The sequence below is a fragment of the Bradyrhizobium sp. S3.12.5 genome, from assembly GCF_040548225.1.
Classification (GTDB): domain Bacteria; phylum Pseudomonadota; class Alphaproteobacteria; order Rhizobiales; family Xanthobacteraceae; genus Bradyrhizobium; species Bradyrhizobium cytisi.
Window position 1 is genome coordinate 270,433 of the sequence record NZ_JBEPRF010000004.1, and the last position, 17,614, is coordinate 288,046.

19 protein-coding genes are annotated in these 17,614 nt (G+C 63.9%); 11 read left to right on the forward strand and 8 right to left on the reverse strand.

Annotation, left to right across the window (positions count from 1 at the left end):
* Positions 1-50: 50 nt before the first annotated feature.
* Positions 51-2,465, reverse strand: coding sequence for a hypothetical protein (locus ABIC09_RS07345; RefSeq protein ID WP_354108849.1), 2,415 nt, complete (start codon positions 2,463-2,465; stop codon positions 51-53).
* Between the two features lie 513 nt (positions 2,466-2,978).
* Between ABIC09_RS07345 and ABIC09_RS07350 the strand changes: the two genes are divergently transcribed.
* The 11 genes from ABIC09_RS07350 to ABIC09_RS07400 all read left to right on the forward strand — a co-directional run bounded on the left by ABIC09_RS07350 (position 2,979) and on the right by ABIC09_RS07400 (position 12,976).
* Positions 2,979-3,677, forward strand: coding sequence for an RNA polymerase sigma factor (locus tag ABIC09_RS07350; protein ID WP_354108850.1), 699 nt, complete (start codon positions 2,979-2,981; stop codon positions 3,675-3,677).
* A 141-nt stretch (positions 3,678-3,818) separates the two neighbouring features.
* The gene (locus ABIC09_RS07355) at positions 3,819-4,643 is read left to right on the forward strand and encodes a flagellin (protein WP_354108851.1); all 825 of its coding nucleotides are present in this window, start codon (positions 3,819-3,821) and stop codon (positions 4,641-4,643) included.
* A 72-nt stretch (positions 4,644-4,715) separates the two neighbouring features.
* A complete protein-coding gene (fliD, locus tag ABIC09_RS07360; RefSeq protein ID WP_354108852.1) occupies positions 4,716-6,407 on the forward strand; it encodes a flagellar filament capping protein FliD in 1,692 nt (563 codons plus the stop codon).
* 14 nt (positions 6,408-6,421) lie between these two features.
* Complete coding sequence (locus tag ABIC09_RS07365) at positions 6,422-6,835, forward strand: flagellar export chaperone FliS (RefSeq protein WP_354108853.1); 414 nt, start codon at positions 6,422-6,424, stop codon at positions 6,833-6,835.
* 174 nt (positions 6,836-7,009) lie between these two features.
* On the forward strand, positions 7,010-7,279 hold the full coding sequence (locus ABIC09_RS07370; protein ID WP_354108854.1) for a hypothetical protein: 270 nt from the start codon (positions 7,010-7,012) through the stop codon (positions 7,277-7,279).
* Positions 7,280-7,538: 259 nt separating this feature from the next.
* Positions 7,539-8,207: a flagellar hook assembly protein FlgD gene (locus ABIC09_RS07375; protein WP_354108855.1), complete on the forward strand. Its 669-nt coding sequence runs from the start codon at positions 7,539-7,541 to the stop codon at positions 8,205-8,207.
* A 31-nt stretch (positions 8,208-8,238) separates the two neighbouring features.
* Positions 8,239-9,504: a flagellar hook protein FlgE gene (gene flgE, locus ABIC09_RS07380; RefSeq protein WP_354108856.1), complete on the forward strand. Its 1,266-nt coding sequence runs from the start codon at positions 8,239-8,241 to the stop codon at positions 9,502-9,504.
* A 3-nt stretch (positions 9,505-9,507) separates the two neighbouring features.
* Positions 9,508-9,768, forward strand: a complete 261-nt coding sequence (locus ABIC09_RS07385; RefSeq protein WP_354108857.1) for a hypothetical protein — start codon at positions 9,508-9,510, stop codon at positions 9,766-9,768.
* A 9-nt stretch (positions 9,769-9,777) separates the two neighbouring features.
* On the forward strand, positions 9,778-10,251 hold the full coding sequence (locus ABIC09_RS07390) for a flagellar protein FlgN (RefSeq protein ID WP_354108858.1): 474 nt from the start codon (positions 9,778-9,780) through the stop codon (positions 10,249-10,251).
* An 18-nt stretch (positions 10,252-10,269) separates the two neighbouring features.
* The gene (gene flgK / locus ABIC09_RS07395) at positions 10,270-12,045 is read left to right on the forward strand and encodes a flagellar hook-associated protein FlgK (RefSeq protein WP_354108859.1); all 1,776 of its coding nucleotides are present in this window, start codon (positions 10,270-10,272) and stop codon (positions 12,043-12,045) included.
* Positions 12,046-12,064: 19 nt separating this feature from the next.
* Positions 12,065-12,976: a flagellin gene (locus ABIC09_RS07400; RefSeq protein WP_354108860.1), complete on the forward strand. Its 912-nt coding sequence runs from the start codon at positions 12,065-12,067 to the stop codon at positions 12,974-12,976.
* 7 nt (positions 12,977-12,983) lie between these two features.
* On the opposite strand, the gene ABIC09_RS07405 is transcribed toward ABIC09_RS07400, so the two are convergent.
* From ABIC09_RS07405 to dapA, 7 genes are all read right to left on the reverse strand, one after another.
* Positions 12,984-14,552: an AMP-binding protein gene (locus tag ABIC09_RS07405; RefSeq protein ID WP_354108861.1), complete on the reverse strand. Its 1,569-nt coding sequence runs from the start codon at positions 14,550-14,552 to the stop codon at positions 12,984-12,986.
* Between the two features lie 33 nt (positions 14,553-14,585).
* Positions 14,586-15,221: a uracil phosphoribosyltransferase gene (gene upp / locus ABIC09_RS07410; protein ID WP_148754776.1), complete on the reverse strand. Its 636-nt coding sequence runs from the start codon at positions 15,219-15,221 to the stop codon at positions 14,586-14,588.
* Positions 15,222-15,368: 147 nt separating this feature from the next.
* Positions 15,369-15,497 carry a hypothetical protein gene (locus tag ABIC09_RS07415; RefSeq protein WP_283812780.1) on the reverse strand — a complete coding sequence of 43 codons (129 nt, stop codon included), beginning with the start codon at positions 15,495-15,497 and terminating at the stop codon, positions 15,369-15,371.
* A 90-nt stretch (positions 15,498-15,587) separates the two neighbouring features.
* Positions 15,588-15,974 carry a hypothetical protein gene (locus tag ABIC09_RS07420; protein WP_354108862.1) on the reverse strand — a complete coding sequence of 129 codons (387 nt, stop codon included), beginning with the start codon at positions 15,972-15,974 and terminating at the stop codon, positions 15,588-15,590.
* 16 nt (positions 15,975-15,990) lie between these two features.
* Positions 15,991-16,179 (reverse strand): hypothetical protein, encoded by a 189-nt coding sequence (locus tag ABIC09_RS07425; protein WP_148754774.1) that lies wholly within the window; start codon positions 16,177-16,179, stop codon positions 15,991-15,993.
* Positions 16,180-16,289: 110 nt separating this feature from the next.
* Entirely contained in the window at positions 16,290-16,670 is a 381-nt protein-coding gene (locus ABIC09_RS07430; protein ID WP_148754773.1) for a hypothetical protein, read from the reverse strand.
* A gap of 19 nt (positions 16,671-16,689) precedes the next feature.
* The gene (dapA, locus tag ABIC09_RS07435; protein WP_148754772.1) at positions 16,690-17,607 is read right to left on the reverse strand and encodes a 4-hydroxy-tetrahydrodipicolinate synthase; all 918 of its coding nucleotides are present in this window, start codon (positions 17,605-17,607) and stop codon (positions 16,690-16,692) included.
* Positions 17,608-17,614: the final 7 nt, after the last annotated feature.

The following is a 17,614-nucleotide window of genomic DNA, read 5'->3' on the forward strand; positions in this document are numbered from 1 at the left end:
CGCCAGCCAGCCCTTGGACTTGAACGGCCGGGGCGGCGCGATCAGGCGCGCTATTTGGGGCTGGAACCGAGCGGGGTGATCGCGACCGAATAGATCGCGATGTCATGCGCCATGGGGCCGACGGGGATCAGCAGGCAGGCATCGTCGTTCTCGGTGCGATAATGGGCACCGTTGTGCTGTACGCCGGCTGAGATGAGGCTTTCGGCGGCGATACCGGCCACATCCTGGCTCTCGGCGGCGTCGCGAATGTCGTCGGCCGATTGGACGGTCACGCCATGAAGGAGACCTTCTGCGGCGAATTTCGGTAGCGGCAGCGCGATCATCGCGATGGCCATCGTGCGCGAGAGGGGAATGCGCAGGCGCAGCTCGCCGAAACCAGTGCGATAGAGGGTCACGGTGTCCAGCGTGGCAGCGGCATTGGCGCGGAACAGTCCGATCTGGACCTGACCACAAGGGCTCTCTTCGAAGACGTCGGCCGGCAAACGGTTGGCCCCGAATAATGCATAAAGATAGGCGTTCGACGGTGACAGCCGGGCAAAGCTGCCGGCGAGCCACATCGGCGGGGCGGCTGACGCGCAGGCCGCGGAAAAGCCGCGGGCGGTGATCTGCCGGCGGAGGAAGTCGCTGTCGATCATCGGCGCCAGTGCATGCGTGCCGAGATTGACGTCGTGTTTCAGCCCGCCGAGCAGCGCCAGCTCGTCCTCATCAGGCAGCAGCAGGAACCGCGCCAGTGTCGCCGTGCACCAGCGCGCAGCGATATCAGGCGCGGCATTGGGGTCGAGACAGAAGTCGAGCGCGACATCCTCGGCGCTCTTCGCAAAGGCCAGCGCGCCGGCCTGAATCTCCGCGGCGAGCGCGATCTGGCTGGCCGGTCGCGGATTGATCTCCCGTAGCACCCGGTCGCCGTCATAATCTCGGACCGAGCCATCCGCGGAGCAGCAGATCTGCTCAAGCAGCGCAACGTTGCGGATCAGCATGCGCTTGATATGCGGCGTCACCACGAGGTCCGAGATGAAGCCCGCCGCGGTGTCCTGTTCGGCGACATCATCGAAGGCATCGTCGAGCGAGATCAGATAGGCGCCGTGGAGACGGATCTTGATGCCTTCCATGTCGAACACGCGACGCAATGCCTTCTGCACGCTCCCGGAATAACCGAGATCGGCGAGCACCAGGTCGGTACAGTCGTCGAAATCCGGGATCGTGTGACGCAGGTAGGCGAGCAATCGCGCGCGCAGTGCAGCGGCGAGATCGACGATCTCGCCGGCATCCATCAGCTTCGGCAGGGCTTCGGCGAGATCCTCGCCGGGAGCAATTCCGTCAGGATAAGCCGCGAAGAACGCGGCGACCTCCGGCGGCAAAGTCTTGATCATGTCGCGGAAGGTCGGCGCGTCGATCTTCAACACCTTGCCGAGAAGGTCAATGAGCGGCTGCATGGTATCGGCCGAGGCGATCAGGCTGACGCGCCGGTTGATCTCGAGATAGGCCGATGTGGTGCCGTGCAAGTCCCGCCAGATCCGGTGTGGCAAGAAGCCGTCGCGGCCGAGGAAGGCGAGCGCGACCTTCCTGCCGGAGCCGGCAACCTCCCGGTGGCGCCGGGCGATGAAGGCATCGAAGGCCGTCATCACCGGACCGAGCACACTCATGCCGAGATGAAAGGCGGGAGATTTCCCGGCGTTGCGCGCGGCGACCATGCGCCGCAAGGTCCGCGCGCCATGATCGAGCCGCACCGGCGCGCCGGCGCACAACAGCTCGATCAGCGCGGTCTCGCGCTGGAATTTCGAGGCCAACTGCGGCGTCGCCTGCGGATAATAGCGCGGCCGGATGCCGTGGCGCTTCGCGCTCTTGATATCAGCCTTATCGTTGTCGCCGACGTGAAAGGAGACGCTGGCGTCGATACCCTGCTCGGACAGGTATTTGGCGAAAAGCGTCTCGCTTTTGCCGCTGCCGTGGTCGCAGGAGGCGTAGAGGAAGTCCCAGGTCAGCCCGGGGCGGCATGCCCGCAGCAATCGCGCCAGCGAAGCGGAATCCCAATAGGTGTCGGAGATGAAGCCGACGCGATGGCCGGCCTGCTTCATGTCCATATATTGCCGAAGCATGTCCGGATTGGCGCGGCAGAGCTCGAGCTCGGCTGCGAACTCTGATTCGGCGAGATCGCTCAGATGATGACGCGTGAGACCGAACAGCTTGAATGGAAAATAGGAATAGATTTCATCGATGCGAATTTCGCTGCCGCCGCGCTTCTCTTTCGCGGTCCTCCGCGCGCGTGCTTCGGCCTGGATACGATGCTGAACGAAACTCGCGGAAACATTCGGACAAGTCTGTGAAATGCCGGAAAGCTCGTAAGTCCTTTCAAATACGCCATCCGGCGTCGTGCAGGCGCGCAGCAGAAATGTATCGAAAACATCGAACGACCAAGCAGAAACAATTTGCGCGCGACGCTTCGTGCCGGCCGTTGCGATCGTCATGTGCAGATTCCCCGCCAATCAGATCAATTAACGTGCACGTTCACCATGTCAGGCGCCACAAGCGCGAAAATAATTCACGCGCGATTCAAAAACGCATTCGCCGCGACTGACAGATTCAAAAAAATCGTTAGGTTCGAAAAAGGTGATTCGGAAAAAATTGCCGGGTGCGGAAGTCGTCTCGCGTTCATTCACACTCGGAAACAATCGCTTCCTGATGCGCAAGGCGCGCGTCGCGCTTGATCGCCTAGTGCCGCGTAATGTCAGCGTTTTCTCTCAACGACATCTGTTCAGGATGGATGATCCGCCATGACGCGAGACGATGTGATGATTGCGGAATTGATGCGCGAGAGTAGCGCGCGCTCGGCAATTATTGCCCGATACTCGGCAAAAGATACCGTATAACATCTTGAAAAATAACAAAGATTCTCCGCCTGGATTGTTTTTGCCCCGCGTTCAACGCCTGGAAGCCGTGTGGCATGTGCGCCGCCGGCATTGCGGGTTGGAGATTGCGGGATGAGTTACGCTGCTGATGTCTGGGCTCCCGCCGAGGCCGAGATCACGACGACGCTGCCGGCTGAAGAGATGGTGCCCGTGATGCCGTCGGTACCGCTGGCGCCGGACAGCACGCCGGTCGCTGCCGAAATCGTCTTCGATGAGGACAGCGAACTTCTCGACAGACTTGCCACCGGCGACGAGGCTGCGTTCCGCATGCTGGTCGAGCGTCACATCGATCGCGCCTATGCGATCGCGCTGCGTATCGTCGGCAATGCTGCCGATGCCGAAGACGTGGTGCAGGACACCATGCTCAAGATCTGGAGCCATCGCGGGCGCTGGCAGCACGGCCGCGCCAAATTCTCGACCTGGCTCTACCGCGTCATCTCCAATCGCTGCATCGATCTGCGCCGCAAGCCGCGCAACGAGAATGTCGAGACCGTGCCGGAGGTCGCCGACGGCCAGCCCGGCGCGGTCGAGATCATCGAGCGCAACGAGCTGAACGGCATGCTGGAGCTCGCGATGCAGCGCCTGCCCGAGCAGCAGCGCATCGCGGTGATCTTCTCGTACCACGAGAACATGAGCAACGGCGAGATTGCCCAGGTGATGGACACCACGGTGGCTGCGGTGGAGTCCCTGCTCAAGCGCGGACGTCAGCAGTTGCGTCAGTTGCTGCGCAAGCACGAGCGCGACATCCGCACCGCGTTTACCGATTGCTAACCATAAAACCGGCCCTGCGAAAATATTCGCGCCTGATCTCCTTGCGCTTCCCCGTTTGAGCGAACGGACGGGGCTGCGGTCCGCGTCGTCAATCGTCTTCAACGATGCGGCACGCCATGCCCATCAGCACAGGAGTTTCCAATGCCTGCAATTTCCACCAATACCGCGGCCAACTCTGCGGTCCGCTACCTCAACATCAATTCCGCGCAGGAGAGCAGCGCGCTCGCCAAGCTGTCGAGCGGCTCGCGCATCACCTCTGCCTCCGACGACGCCGCCGGCCTCGCGATCTCGACCCGCATCTCGTCGGACGTCACCACGCTGCAGCAGGCCGCGACCAACGCCTCGCAGGCGACCGCGATCCTCCAGACCGCCGACGGTGGCGCCTCCAACATCTCGGACATCCTGGCGCGCATGAAGTCGCTGGCCTCCGAGTCGGCCTCGGGCACCACGACCGACTCCAGCCGCGGCTACATCAATTCGGAATTCACGCAGCTCACGAGCGAAATCGATTCGATCGCGACCGGCACCCGCTACTCGAGCCAGAGCCTGCTCGACGGGACCAGCGTGTTCTCCTCGGGCGTCTCGGTCCTGGTTGGCTCCTCCGGCTCGGATACCATCACGATCAAGCTGTCGAGCTTGACCTCGTCGTCGCTCGGGGTGACCTCGCTCGACGTCAGCTCGCTGGATGACGCGGCATCGGCACTGACCACGCTTGATGCCGCGATCGACACCGTCTCCGCCGCCCGCGCCAGCATCGGCGCGCAGGAATCGCGGTTCAACTTCTCGTCGGACTCGATCTCGACCCAGACCCAGAACCTGCAGTCGGCGAACTCCGCGATCAAGGACGTCGATATTGCGGCCGAGCAGGCCACGCTTTCTTCGGCCGAGGTGAAGACCCAGGCCGCGGTGTCGGCGGAATCCGCGGCGAACCAGATGCCGCAGTACCTGCTCAAGCTGCTCGGCTAAGCGCTTAGGCAAGAGATCCCCGGGCCGGCCTGACGCCGGCCCGGTTCACCCTCGGATGGATCGGGCAGCACAGTGACGTCAGTCAGTTCGAGCACCAGCAGCGCCGCGAGCACGTCGAGCGCCTCCACGGTGACCACGACCGGCACGACCACATCGACCAGTGTGGACTGGAGTGCGCTGATCACCGCGGCGGTGAACGCCAAGCTGACAGCTGCGACCACGATCTCGACCTCGATCACCAACAACGAAGCCAAGATCTCCGCCTACCAGACGCTCCAGACCGATCTTTCGACGCTTTCCAGCGGCCTTTCCTCGCTCGCGACGGCTGTCGTCAATTCGCTCGCGACCAACGCCTTCGCCACCCGGGCGGCGACCATCAGCTCGTCCGGCGACGTCAGCGCGTCCTCCGCGCTCTCGATGTCGGTCGGCAATGGTGCTGCGACCGGCGACCACACGCTGACCATCAGCCAGGTCGCGACCGCGCAGAAGGTGATCGGCACCTCGCAGTCGAGCCAGACCAGCGCGCTCGGCTATTCCGGCACCTTCTCCCTTGGTCTCGGTAGCGGCAGCACCGCCGATATCACCGTCACCAGCACGATGTCGATGCAGGACGTCGTCGACGCCATCAATGCCCAGACCTCGACCACCAACGTGCAGGCCTCGATCGTCCAGGTGTCGAGCGGGTCGTACGAGATGGTGCTGTCGGGCACGGAGGATGCCGCCGACATCGGCTATTCCAGCACGTCAGGCGACGACATCCTGAACGAGCTCGGGGTGACCGACAGCACGGGCGCCTTTGCCGACGTGCTGCAGACGTCGCAAGCGGCTGATTTTTCTCTTGATGGCATCTCGATGACGCGGGATACCAACGACATCACCGACGTGCTCACGGGCGTGACCTTCAACCTGCTCCAGGCGACGCCCAGCGGAACATCGCTCAGCATCAGCATCGAGCCCGACACCAGCCAGATCGAGACGGCGGTCGAGAGCCTCGTCACCAACTACAACACGTTCCGCGATGCGGTGATCGCGCAGCAGGCAACGGCTTCCGACGGCACGGCGGATTCGAGCGCGGTGCTGTTCGGCGACGGCACCATGCGCGACATCATGGATTCGCTCCAGAACGCGCTCAACAGCACGGTGGGCGGTCTCACCATGGCCGACCTCGGCCTGTCCTTCAACGAGAAGAACGAGCTCGAACTCGACACCTCGACGCTATCCAATGTGCTCAGCACGAATCTGAGCGGCGTCACCACGCTGCTGTCGGCGCAGACCAAGACCTCGTCGAGCCAGCTCAGCGTCGTCAACACCGGAACGTCGCCGCAATCCTTCACGCTCGACCTGACCGTCGACTCGTCCGGAAATCTCTCCTCTGCATCGGTCGGCGGCGATTCCTCGCTGTTCACGGTGAGCGGCACGACGATCCTTGGCGCGGCCGGAACGGCCTATGCCGGCATGGCCTTCACCTATTCGGGATCGACGTCGCAATCGATCACGGTGACCTCGACCTCCGGCATCGCCACGCAGCTCTATCAGCTGTCCAAGACCTATTCGTCGAGCTCGGGCTCGTTGCAGACGCTGATCACGAACCTGACGGACCGCGACACCAACCTTCAGCAGAAGGTCGACGACATCGAGAGCGCTGCGTCCGCCTACCAGGCCCAGCTCCAGACCCAGTACGCGAATTACCAGGCCGCGATCACGAGCGCGAACAACACGCTCACCTATCTCAAGGCCTTGCTTAACTCCAGCTCGAGTAGTTGATAATGCATAATCCGATGGCGTACATGGCCAATCAGGCCTATCGGGGCGCGGCCACCAGCGTGCCGCCGCTGAAGGCGATCTCGATGCTGCTTGGCGGCGCGATCACCTTCTTCCAGAAATCCTTGGCCGCGCAGGAAGCGCGGCGCTTCGAGGAGGGTCACGAATATCTGCTGAAGGCAACCGCGATCCTGCGCGGGCTCAGCCACAATCTCGACTTCACCAGGGGTGGAGCGGTGGCCGAGCGGCTGTTCCAGACTTACAACAGCCTGATCGTGGCGAGCCACAAGGCGTTCGGCCGGCCGCATGCCCCGACGAGTTTTCGGCGGATCATCGCGGCCGTGACCGAGTTGCGGGAGGCCTGGGAGCACGTCGACGCGACGGCGCGGGGCGGCAAGATCGCGCCGGCCGATTCGGCCCGCACGGGCTGAGCCGCGACCGCGCGGACCTGCGCAAGCGCCTCCCGGCGATTGGCCGCCCCGGTAGTTTGGCCCCGTGTCCGTGGTGCTCCGGGCGCTTTTTGGCGCGCGAAGCTGCCGGAAATCGGTTTTCGACGGGCTTGCAATGCTTTATGAGGGACCCGACCGAGGCGGGATCGGCGGGCGATGGACGTCACCGAGTTTGAGGAACTGATCGATCGGCTGGGCGAGGACCTCTCCCTCTGGCCCGATGATCGGCGCTTGCCCGCCGAAGAGCTGCTAAAGCGCTCCTCCGCTGCGCAGGCCTTGCTGGAAGAGATGCGCGCCCTGCGCCAGGCGCTCGCCGCACCGCCGGTGCGGGCGCCTGCAGGCCTTGCCGACCGCATCGCCGCCGCCGCGAAAATGAAGAGCGACACGGCCGAGCCGCGCACCGAAGGCGAGACGGCGGGCAGCTGAACGGCTCTTTCCCTGACATTCCGATCCGCATGAGTTTTGCGCTCGCACCGACACGTGCGAGCGGCTGCGCTTTTTCGTAAGCGCGCTTTCAGCATTCCCGGACGCTAGCACGCGGCAGATTTTGCCGTGTCGAAAGCGATCTTCGCAGCCGTGAATCCGCGCCTGAATCCGCGCCGCCACGCGTTTCATCAGCACACAGATTTCAAGCGCGCTGACCGACATCGCTGTCGCCGGCCGCGCGAGAAAGCCGGAGTTTCTGATGACAGTTTCCGCAACGAGTTCTGCAACGACTGCGACCACGACGACGTCATCATCGTCGAGCACCTCGTCCAGTTCGACGCTGACCTCCAGTGATTTCCTGAGCCTGCTCGTCAGCGAGCTTCAGAACCAGGATCCGCTGAACGCGACCTCGACCACCGACTTCATCAACCAGCTCACGTCTTACGCGAACTTCAGCCAGCAGCAGTCGATCAACTCCAACCTGACCTCGCTCTCCAGCTCCTTCTCGAGCCTCGTGACGCTCAACTCGGTCAACTATATCGGCCACACCGTCGAGGCGAAGACCGACACGTCGACCTTGAGCGGCGGCTCGGCGACGTTCGGCTATTCGCTGTCCTCGGCCGCTTCCGACGTCGCGGTCACCATCAAGGACTCCTCCGGTAACACCGTCTACACCGGCACCGGGACCGGTAACTCCGGATCCAACACCTTCACCTGGGACGGCAAGAATTCCAGCGGCACCCAGCTCACCGACGGCGGTCAGTACACCATCTCGGTGACCGCGACGGATTCCGCCGGAAACTCGGTGCTCAACTACACCACCATCACCGGCACGGTGACGGGCATCGACACCTCCACTTCCACGCCATCGTTGACCGTGAACGGCGTCTCCGTCAGCGCCGCCGACATCATCGGCGTCACGTCCTGATCCTACGTCCTGATCCCTCTGGAGTTTCATCATGAGTCTCACCGGTGCACTCTCTTCGGCGATCTCCGCGCTCAGCGCGCAGAGCCAGTCCCTGTCGATGATCAGCGACAACATCGCCAATACCAGCACGACGGGGTACAAAACGACGTCGGCGATGTTCGACGACCTCGTCACCGCATCGAGCAACGCGACGTCTTATGCCTCGGGCGGCGTCACCGTCTCGGGCCGCGCCAACATCACCCAGCAAGGTCTGCTCGCCGCGACCTCGAACGCCACCGATGTCGCGATCCAGGGCTCGGGCTTCTTCGTCGTGACCAGCGCCACGTCGGGCGGCACCACGTCCTATACCCGCAACGGTGCCTTTTCGACCGACAATGCGGGCTATCTCGAGAACAATGGCAGTTACCTGGAGGGATGGCGCACCGATTCGGACGGAAACGTCGTCGGCAATGAATCGGCGAGCAATCTCCAGGCCATCAACACCCAGGTCGCCTCGACCAGCGGCAGCGCCACCACCAAGACCACGATTGCGGCGAACCTGCCGTCGGATGCCGCGACCGGCGACACCTACACCAGCTCGATGACCGTCACCGATTCGCTCGGCGCGGCGAACTCGATGCAGGTTACCTGGACCAAGACCGGAACCAACACGTGGAGCGCGAGCTTCGCCAATCCAACCTCGACGTCGGACACCACGACCGCGACCGGCACAGCTTCGGGGACGATCGCGATCACCTTCAACAGCGACGGCTCGCTGGCGAGCACCAGCCCGAGCCCGGCGACCGTCGCGGTGACGGGCTGGACCGATGGTGCGGCGGACAGCACGATCACGATGAGTCTCGGCACCGCCGGAGGCACGGACGGTCTGACACAATATGCTTCGGGCGAGACGACGCCGACCGTCAACGTCACCAGCATCTCGTCGGACGGCCTCTCCTACGGCAAGCTGTCCAGCATCTCGATCGGCAAGAACGGCATCGTCGACGCCACCTATTCCAACGGCCAGACCATCGCGATCTACAAGATCGCTGTTGCGACCTTCGCCGACCCAACCGGGCTTTCCGCCGCCAGCGACGGCCTCTATTCCGCGACGGTGACGTCGGGGAACGCGGCATTGCAAGCGTCCGGCGAGAACGGTGCGGGCACGATCTACGGCAGCGAGCTGGAATCCTCGACCACCGACACCTCCAGCCAGTTCTCGAGCATGATCTCGGCGCAGCAGGCCTATTCGGCGGCGTCCCAGGTCATCTCCACCGTCAGCAAGATGTACGACACCCTGATTTCGGCGATGAGGTGAGCGATGCGCAGCGAGGAGGCCAAGACCGCCGGAGAAGCGCTGCTGCGCCGGCTGCGACGGCTGGAGGCACGGACCGCAACCGTGAAGGACAGTGACCACAAGCAGGTGCTTGCCTTGCTCGACGATATCGAGACGACCCGCCGCGGCTTGTTGAAGGAATGCGCAGCGGTCGAGGGTGAGATGAGACAGGCGACCGTCAGGACGACCGCGATCGGCGCTTATTTGCGCAACTCGCAAGTCCATCGCGGAAAACGGCAAAATTAGAAGAAGGCGATGACCATGAGTGTAGCCCAAGCCAATGGTCAAGCCACGCGGACCAACGCCGCAAATGGCGATGCCCGGATCAAGTCGCTGATCGGACTGATCGACGTTCTGACTGCGTTGGTGGCGGAAGAGAATACCGAACTCGCCAAAGGTCTGCCGGCCTCACGCCTGAAGCAGGTCGACGAGAAAAATCGCCTGGCGGAGATCTTCGAACGGTCCGTCGCTGAATGTGCGGCGGGCGGGACCACCATGAACGTGCGGGACCGGATGCTGCGCGAACAGTTGCTGGATCGGATCCTGAAGCTGCGCGCGGCAATGGACGAAAACCTGGTGCGCCTGCGTGCCGCGATCGAGGCCAGCAATCGCCGGATCGAGGCGGTCATGCAGGCGATCCGCGAGCAGATCGCCGCGGTATCGCCCTATGGCGCCTCCGGCCGGGTCGCTGCGCGCGCCGTCTCCAGCGGCACCAGCCGCAGCGCCTGACGAGCAGGAGAGCCCGCCGTGTCGCTCGATATCGCACGATCGATCGCCTTCAGCGGCCTGTCGTCCACGTCGGTGCAGATCAGCGTGACGTCGTCGAACATTTCGAACGCCGACACGACGGGCTATACCAAGAAGACCGCAAACCAGTCGAGCAGCGTCACCAACGGCGTCGGTACCGGCGTCACGGTGACGGGCATCACCTCGACGGTCGACAAGCTGCTGCTGAAGTCGCTGGTCAGTGCGGACTCCGATCTCGGTTCGGTCGACACGGCCAATAGCTATCTGACCTCGCTGGAGAAGCTCTACGGCTCGACCAGCGGCACCGATAGCTCGTCGACCGGGACCTCGCTGGCCAACGGCATCGCCTCGCTGGAATCGGCGCTGTCGTCGCTGGCGAGCACGCCGAGCAGCGCTTCGCTGCAATCCAACGTCGTCAGCGCTCTCGACGACGTCACGAGCCAGCTGCGCGAGACCTCGAGCGGCGTCCAGAAGCTCCGCTCCAATGCTGACCAGGACATTTCGTCCTCGATCGACGACGTCAATACGGACTTGCAGACCATCGCGGATCTGAACGCGGAGATCAAGCAGACGGCGGCGGCAGGCCAGTCGACCTCCGACCTGGAGGACCAGCGCAACACCGCGCTGCAGGACGTCGCCTCGAAGATGAACGTCAGCTACTACACGGCGTCGAACGGCGATCTCCAGATCTACACCACGACTGGGCAGGCGCTGGTCGATAGCTCCGCGCACAAGATCAGCTATACGGCCGCCGCCAACGTGTCGTCGTCGACGACTTACACCGCCGGCTCCTCGTCGAGCGGTTTCAGCGCGATCACGGTGAACGGCGTCGACATCACCTCGCAGATCACCGGCGGCGACATCGGCGCGCTGATCACGCTCCGCGACAAGACCCTGCCGGCGGCGCAGTCCCAGCTCGACCAGCTCGCAACGCAGCTTGCATCCGCGGTCAACACCGTCTCGAACAGTGCCTCCTCGGTGCCGGCGCCGACCAGCCTGACCGGAACGACCAGCGTCACCACCAGCACGGCGCTGTCCGCCACCGGCACGGTGCGCCTTGCCGTGACCGACCAGAGCGGCTATCTGGTCTCCTACGGCGATCTCGACCTGTCGTCCTATTCCACGGTCGGCGATCTCGTCACCGCCATCAATGGCATTTCCGGGATGTCGGCGTCGGTCGATACGAACGGGCATCTCTCGATTACGGCGACAGGCTCGGGCAACGGCGTCGCGGTCAATGAGATGACCAGTTCGGTCGGTAGCTCAAGCGAGGGATTTTCCGACTATTTTGGCCTCAACGATCTCGTGACCGGAACAAGCGCGTCGGATATCGCGGTCAACAGCAACATCCTGTCCGGCACCAGCGCGTTGCAGCTTGCAACACTGGATTCCTCCTCGAGCCTTACGGTCGGCAGCAATGTGCTGACGTCCGGATCTGCGACCGTGGTCAATGCGCTCTACAGCGCATTGACGGCCTCACGGACGTTTTCCTCCACCGGGGGGCTCGCCGCCACCACCGGCTCTTTTGCCGACTATGCCTCGACAATCGTGGCCGATGTCGTGAGCAAGGCCTCGCAGGCGTCCACCAATTACACAGCCAAGGAGACCGCGCAGTCGACCTATGCGAGCTCGCTGTCGTCGCAGTCGGGCGTCAACCTCGACGAGGAATCCGCCAATCTGAGCACGCTGCAAAACCAATACTCGGCGGCCTCCGCGCTGATCTCGGCTATCAACAGTATGTACTCGGCGCTTATCACCGCCGTGCAGTCGTCGTAAAGCGCGCGGGAGCAGCTCCATGGTCGCGATGCGGATTGCCACCTTCGCCCAGTCGAGCAAGATGATCGCCGACGCGATGCGCGTGGAGTCGGTCATGGCCAACGAGCAAGTTCAGGAATCGTCGGGCGTCGTCTCGACCGATTTCGGCGGTTACGGCTCGAACGCGCAGCATGTCGTCAATCTCCAGGTGTCGGTGACGCGCGCGCAATCCTATATCGATGCGGCCACGCTCGCCGACAGCAAGATCCAGGTGATGTATTCGGCCGTCGGCTCGGTGACGGACATCATCACCCAGCTTCGCTCCCAGCTCAGCGCGGCTTCGACCGGGAGCTCGACCGAAACGAATTCGGTGATCTCCTCCGCCCAGCAGATGCTGGAGCAGATGGGCTCGCTGATGAACACGCAGTATGACGGCCAGTATGTCTTTGCCGGTGGCAAGACCGACACGGCGCCGGTCGACCTCACCAGCTTTTCGTCGGGTACCGGTTCCATCACCACGGCGGACACCAGCTATTACACGGGCGATGACGAGATTGCCTCGGTACGCGTCGCCGCCGATAACACCGTGTCGTATGGTGTTACCGGCGACAATTCGGCGTTCGAGGAAGTCATGCGCGTGCTGAAGTTCGTGGCCAACAGCACCTCGTTGTCATCCTCCGACATTTCCAGCGCGCTCAACCTCGCCAGCACGGCGCTCGACGACACCGCGGCGGTGCAGGCAAAACTCTCGAGTTCGTCGTCCTCGATCGAGACGGCGAGCACGCAACAGACCGATTACAAGAGCTACGCCGAAAGCCTGTCGAACGACCTCACCGGCGTCGATGTCGCCGCCATCACCGCCCAGCTCTCCACCTACCAGGCGCAGCTGACGGCTTCCTATTCGGCAATGTCCAAGATCCTCGGCATGAATCTCGCGAGCTATCTGAAATAGGAGAGGCCTATTCGACCGCTATCCGCTCCATCGCCATGGTGCGAAGCCGGGCGCGCTGGATTTTCACGCCGTTGGCGCTATCGGTCACGGGGAAGGCGTCCACGACATAGATCCGTGCCGGAACCTTGTAGCCGGCGAGCCGCTCGCGCAGGCGTGCCGTCAGCACCTCCTGTTGCGGCGAAGTGCCGGCCGGGATGACAAAGGCGACGCAGCGCGCCTGGCCCTTCAGGTCGACCGCGACGACCTGGGCATCGGCGACGCCGGCACAGGACTTGAGCTCGTCCTCGATCTCGCCGGGTGCGACCAGGAAGCCGCCGAGCCGCATCGCGTCACCCGCGCGGGTCTCATACACGAAGGCGCCATCGCGAAGCCGGCCGATGTCGCCGGTGCGGAAAAAGCTGTCCGCGGTGAACGCATCGCGCGTCGCATCGGGGTTGTTGAAATAGCCGAGGAAGCGCGACGGCGCGCTGATCTCGATCTCGCCGGAGACGCCTTGCGCTGCAAGCTCGCCGGTCTCGGTGTCGCGCACGCGGACCTTGGCCTCGGGGGACATTGGCCAGCCACCGCCCTCGATGCGATCGGCGAAGGCGTCGCCGGGACGGGCGATCGAGAACAATGCCTGCAGCTCGCTCGAGCCGTAGAGGCCGAATAGCGGCAGGCCGCGCGCCTCGGCCTCCGCAGCCAGCTCGCGCCAGCCGGGCTGGAACGCGGCGAAGCCGCAGACCTCGAGATGCGGGAAGGGACGTGGCTCATCGGTCAGCGCAAGGATACGGCGGAACATCTCGTCGGAGCCGAAGCAGTGCGTGATCTTGTGCTCGCTGAGGATTTTCAGCGCCGGTGCCGCCTCGAAGGCGTCTAGCACGTGGATAGTCGCGCCGGCTGCGATGAAGCCAAGCAGGCTCGTCATGCCAAAGGTGCCGCAGAATGGCAGCATCGCCAGCAGCGAGTGACGCTGCGGCGAGAGCTTGAGCGTCTTGGCAACGGAGTTGGCGTGGGTCGCCAGCGTCCGCTGCGAATGCGCGACCAGCTTGGGCCCCTTTGTGGTGCCGGATGTGGTGTAGAGCAGCACCGGCAGGTCGACGTCATCCTGGACGGCAGCCGCCGGATAGGGTTTGTCGAACGCATCGAAGCGAATGCAGGGCCATTGCGCGGGGATCGCATCCGCGCCGACCACCGCGAGCTTTTGCAATGCGGGCACATCGGCCTTGGCAATGTCGGCGAGAACAGCGGCGAAATCGATCGACCGGAACGCCGCCTCGAGCACCAGCAGCCTGGCGCCCGACACTTTCAAGAGATGCGCGACTTCCGCGCCGCGGTAGCGCGTGTTGACTGCGGCAACGACCGCACCCAGCCGGGCGGTGGCGAACAGCAGCGTGATCCATTCGATCCGGTTGACCAGCCAGACTGCGACCACGTCGCCCTTGCCGATACCCTGCGCCGCGAGCCAGGCCGTGGTCTGCGCGACCGTCGCTGAAAGCTCCGCGCGCGACACGGGTGTGCCGTTGAACACGAAGGCAGGATCGGCGGCGGTGTCCGATCCGATCAGCGAATGCAGTGAAACATCGTCGGCGCGCATGCCAACCGGAGTAGCCCGATCGCGCAAACCTGTCTACTTGGTGCCGAACATCCGGTCGCCGGCATCGCCCAGGCCTGGCACGATGTAGCCGTGGTCGTTGAGCCGTTCATCGATCGCGGCGGTCCAGACCGGCACGTCGGGATGCTCGCTCTGGAACTTTGCGATGCCCTCGGGCGCGGCCAGGAGGCAGACGAAACGGATGTCGCGGGCGCCGCGATCCTTCAGCAGCGATGCGCCGGCGCAGGCTGAATTGCCGGTTGCCAGCATCGGGTCCATCAGGATCACGGTGCGGTCGGACAGGTCCTGCGGCGCCTTGAAGTAATATTCCACGGCCTGCAATGTCTCGGGGTCGCGGTAGAGCCCGATATGGGCGATGCGGGCCGAGGGCATCAGCGCCAGCATGCCGTCGAGGAAGCCGACGCCGGCGCGCAGGATCGGCGCCAGCGTGAGCTTCTTGCCGGCGATCTTCGGCGCCTGCATCGGCGAGATCGGTGTCTCGATCTCGACCAGCTCCAGCGGCAGGTCGCGCGTCACCTCGTAGGCCAGCAGCATCCCGATCTCGTTCAGGATTTCGCGAAAGCTCTTGGTCGAGCGGTCCTTCTCCCGCATCAGGGAAAGCTTGTGCTGGACCAGGGGGTGGGCGACGACGTTGACGCTGCTTGTGCTCATGAAACCGATCTACACGGTTCCGTGAAACAGCGCCAGATCGGCCGGGCGTTTTCCGACCGGATAGAAGGACTATCCCGGGAGCGCGACCACGGCTCGTGCACAGTTGCTCGCCCAATGGGCAGTCATGGTCAATTCGCGGTCGAGGTCCTAGATTCCAAGCCCGCGGGCTGCGAGCGTGATCACGATCGTGAGGACCGCACCCCAGACCAAGCTCAGCGTTATGGTCAGGATCGTCGTCGTGACGGCGTGCTCGAGATGTCCCTTGAGGAAATGCACGCTACTTGTCCGCGGCAGGAGCCGCGCCGAAACGCATGCCAAGCAGCAATGCACCCAGTAAAGCGACCAGGATGGCGATCTTGAACTCGATCATGTCCTTGGCCTTGTCGTCACGCGTGCAAGAAGCTGCCTGGCTGCCCCCGCCAGCACGATCAGGAAACTGCCGCGGTTCTCGACATCGAGCTCGAAACTCTCGGTGGGGAACACCAGGGCGCAGCGCGCCGGCGCGCTCTGACGGTTGGCGAAATCCACCGCCGAGCTCTTGAACAGGAACAGGCCGCCGACCTGTCCACTCGCTTCGCGCGCGACCCAGAGGCCGGCGTTGTTGCGCCCGATGAAGAAGACGGGGATGGCGGTACTGATGACATCCGGATCGAGTGGCTTGAGTGCCGCCGCCTGTTTGGCGTCGGCCTGGCGACGAGGGGCCTGAAGGGCAATTGCGGCCATGGCGGCCTCTTCACACATCTGCAAGGTCATGGGAGCCTCCCGCTGCTCAGACGTTCAGGTGCCAGACATAGATTGCGGTCTTCAGCGCGATGAGCGCAGTGAGCACGCTGCCCATCGAGAGCAGAGTGAGCGCGCCGAGAGCGAGATCCTTGAGCTGCGCCTTGCGCGCCCCGGAGATGCGCGCCGGAAGCTCGGACCCGAGGGGCCGGTCAAAGCCATGTGTCAGGATCGACATTTTGTAAGTCCTTGCCTCATGCGGCGAGACGGCCGCTCCGATCTGTCTCGTATGATGGCCACCGCCGCGTAAGATTGCGAGATGACCGCTGGCGCCGCCGCATAGGAATGTCATAAAGACGCCGTTCCACGCGCTGGTAGCCCTCTGAAGAGATCGGAGTTCCGCTTCGAGGGAGCCCGAGACGGTGCATGATTGGAATGTGGCATGCCGATCGCTGCGGCAAAGGCGAGCCGCAGCCGCGGTTCCTCGATTTGCCTGCAGAAGCATTCCAGCGTCGCTTCCGCATCCTGCAGCTGCCCCCTGAGGGCCGCACAGAGCTGCCAGCTGGTCCGCCGGAAGAAGTGGAGGGATTCGCCGCCGAGACAATCGAGCTCGGCCGCCAGCGCCACCACGTTGAGCCTGTCGGATTCATCCCGCGTCACGGCGAGGCGCAGCAGCGCTAGCTGCCAGGCGCGGAGCAGGCTGTGAGGTCCTTCGGGTGACTGCAGCATGAAATTGCCTCTTGACGCCTCAGGCACCTACGCCGTCGATCAGCTCCTCGTCGGCGATGGCGGCGAGTGCCCTAACCACCTCCCTCTGCGCGGCCGCGTCCAGCGGCACGATCGGCAGCCGTGTGGCCGGCGACACCAGGCCAAGCACGCTCAGGGCGCTCTTGAGCGCCGCGGGGCTGTCCTTGGAGAGACAGGCGATGAGTGGCATCAGGCGCTTGTGCAGATAGCGCGCTGTTTGCAGGCGACCTTGCCTGACCTGTGAGAAGATCGTCCGGCACAGATCCGGTGCGATGTTGGAAACTTCCGAGATGGCTCCGTCGCCGCCGCCGGCGATATAGCCGAAGGCGGTCGCGTCCTCGCCGGACAGCAGCCGAAAGCCTGCCGGCAGTAGTCGGTTCAACCGCATCGGGCGGGTGATGTCACAGCTCGCATCACGGAGGCCCACGAACCGGCGAGACTCGACGAGGCGTAGAAGCGTCTCGTCGGCAAGTGGGCGCAGCGTGCGGGAGGGAACATCGTGCAGGATCACCGGCAGTCCGGTCGAGCCGGCAATGGAGCGGAAATGCGCGAGCATCCCCTCCTGCATCGGCTTGTTGTAGGCGGGCACCACCGCCATGATGGCGTCCGCGCCAGCCGCTTCTGCGCGCCGCGCAAGTTCGACAACGCGGCCGGTGGCATTCGACATCGCGCCCGCGACGACCCGCGACCGGCCGTGGGCGACGTCGACTGCGGTGCGAATAACGAGCTCCTGCTCGGCGGGCGAGAGTGTCGGTGCCTCGCCCGCCGTCTCGCAGACCACGAGCGCGGGAACGCCGGCCGCGACCTGGCGCTCGCAGAGTGCGGCGAACGCCTTGAGATCGATCGTGTCAGCCGCATCGAACGGCGTCGGCAGATCCGGAATGAAGCCGGTGAACCAGGCCGAGGGGGGAATGAACATGGCTTGC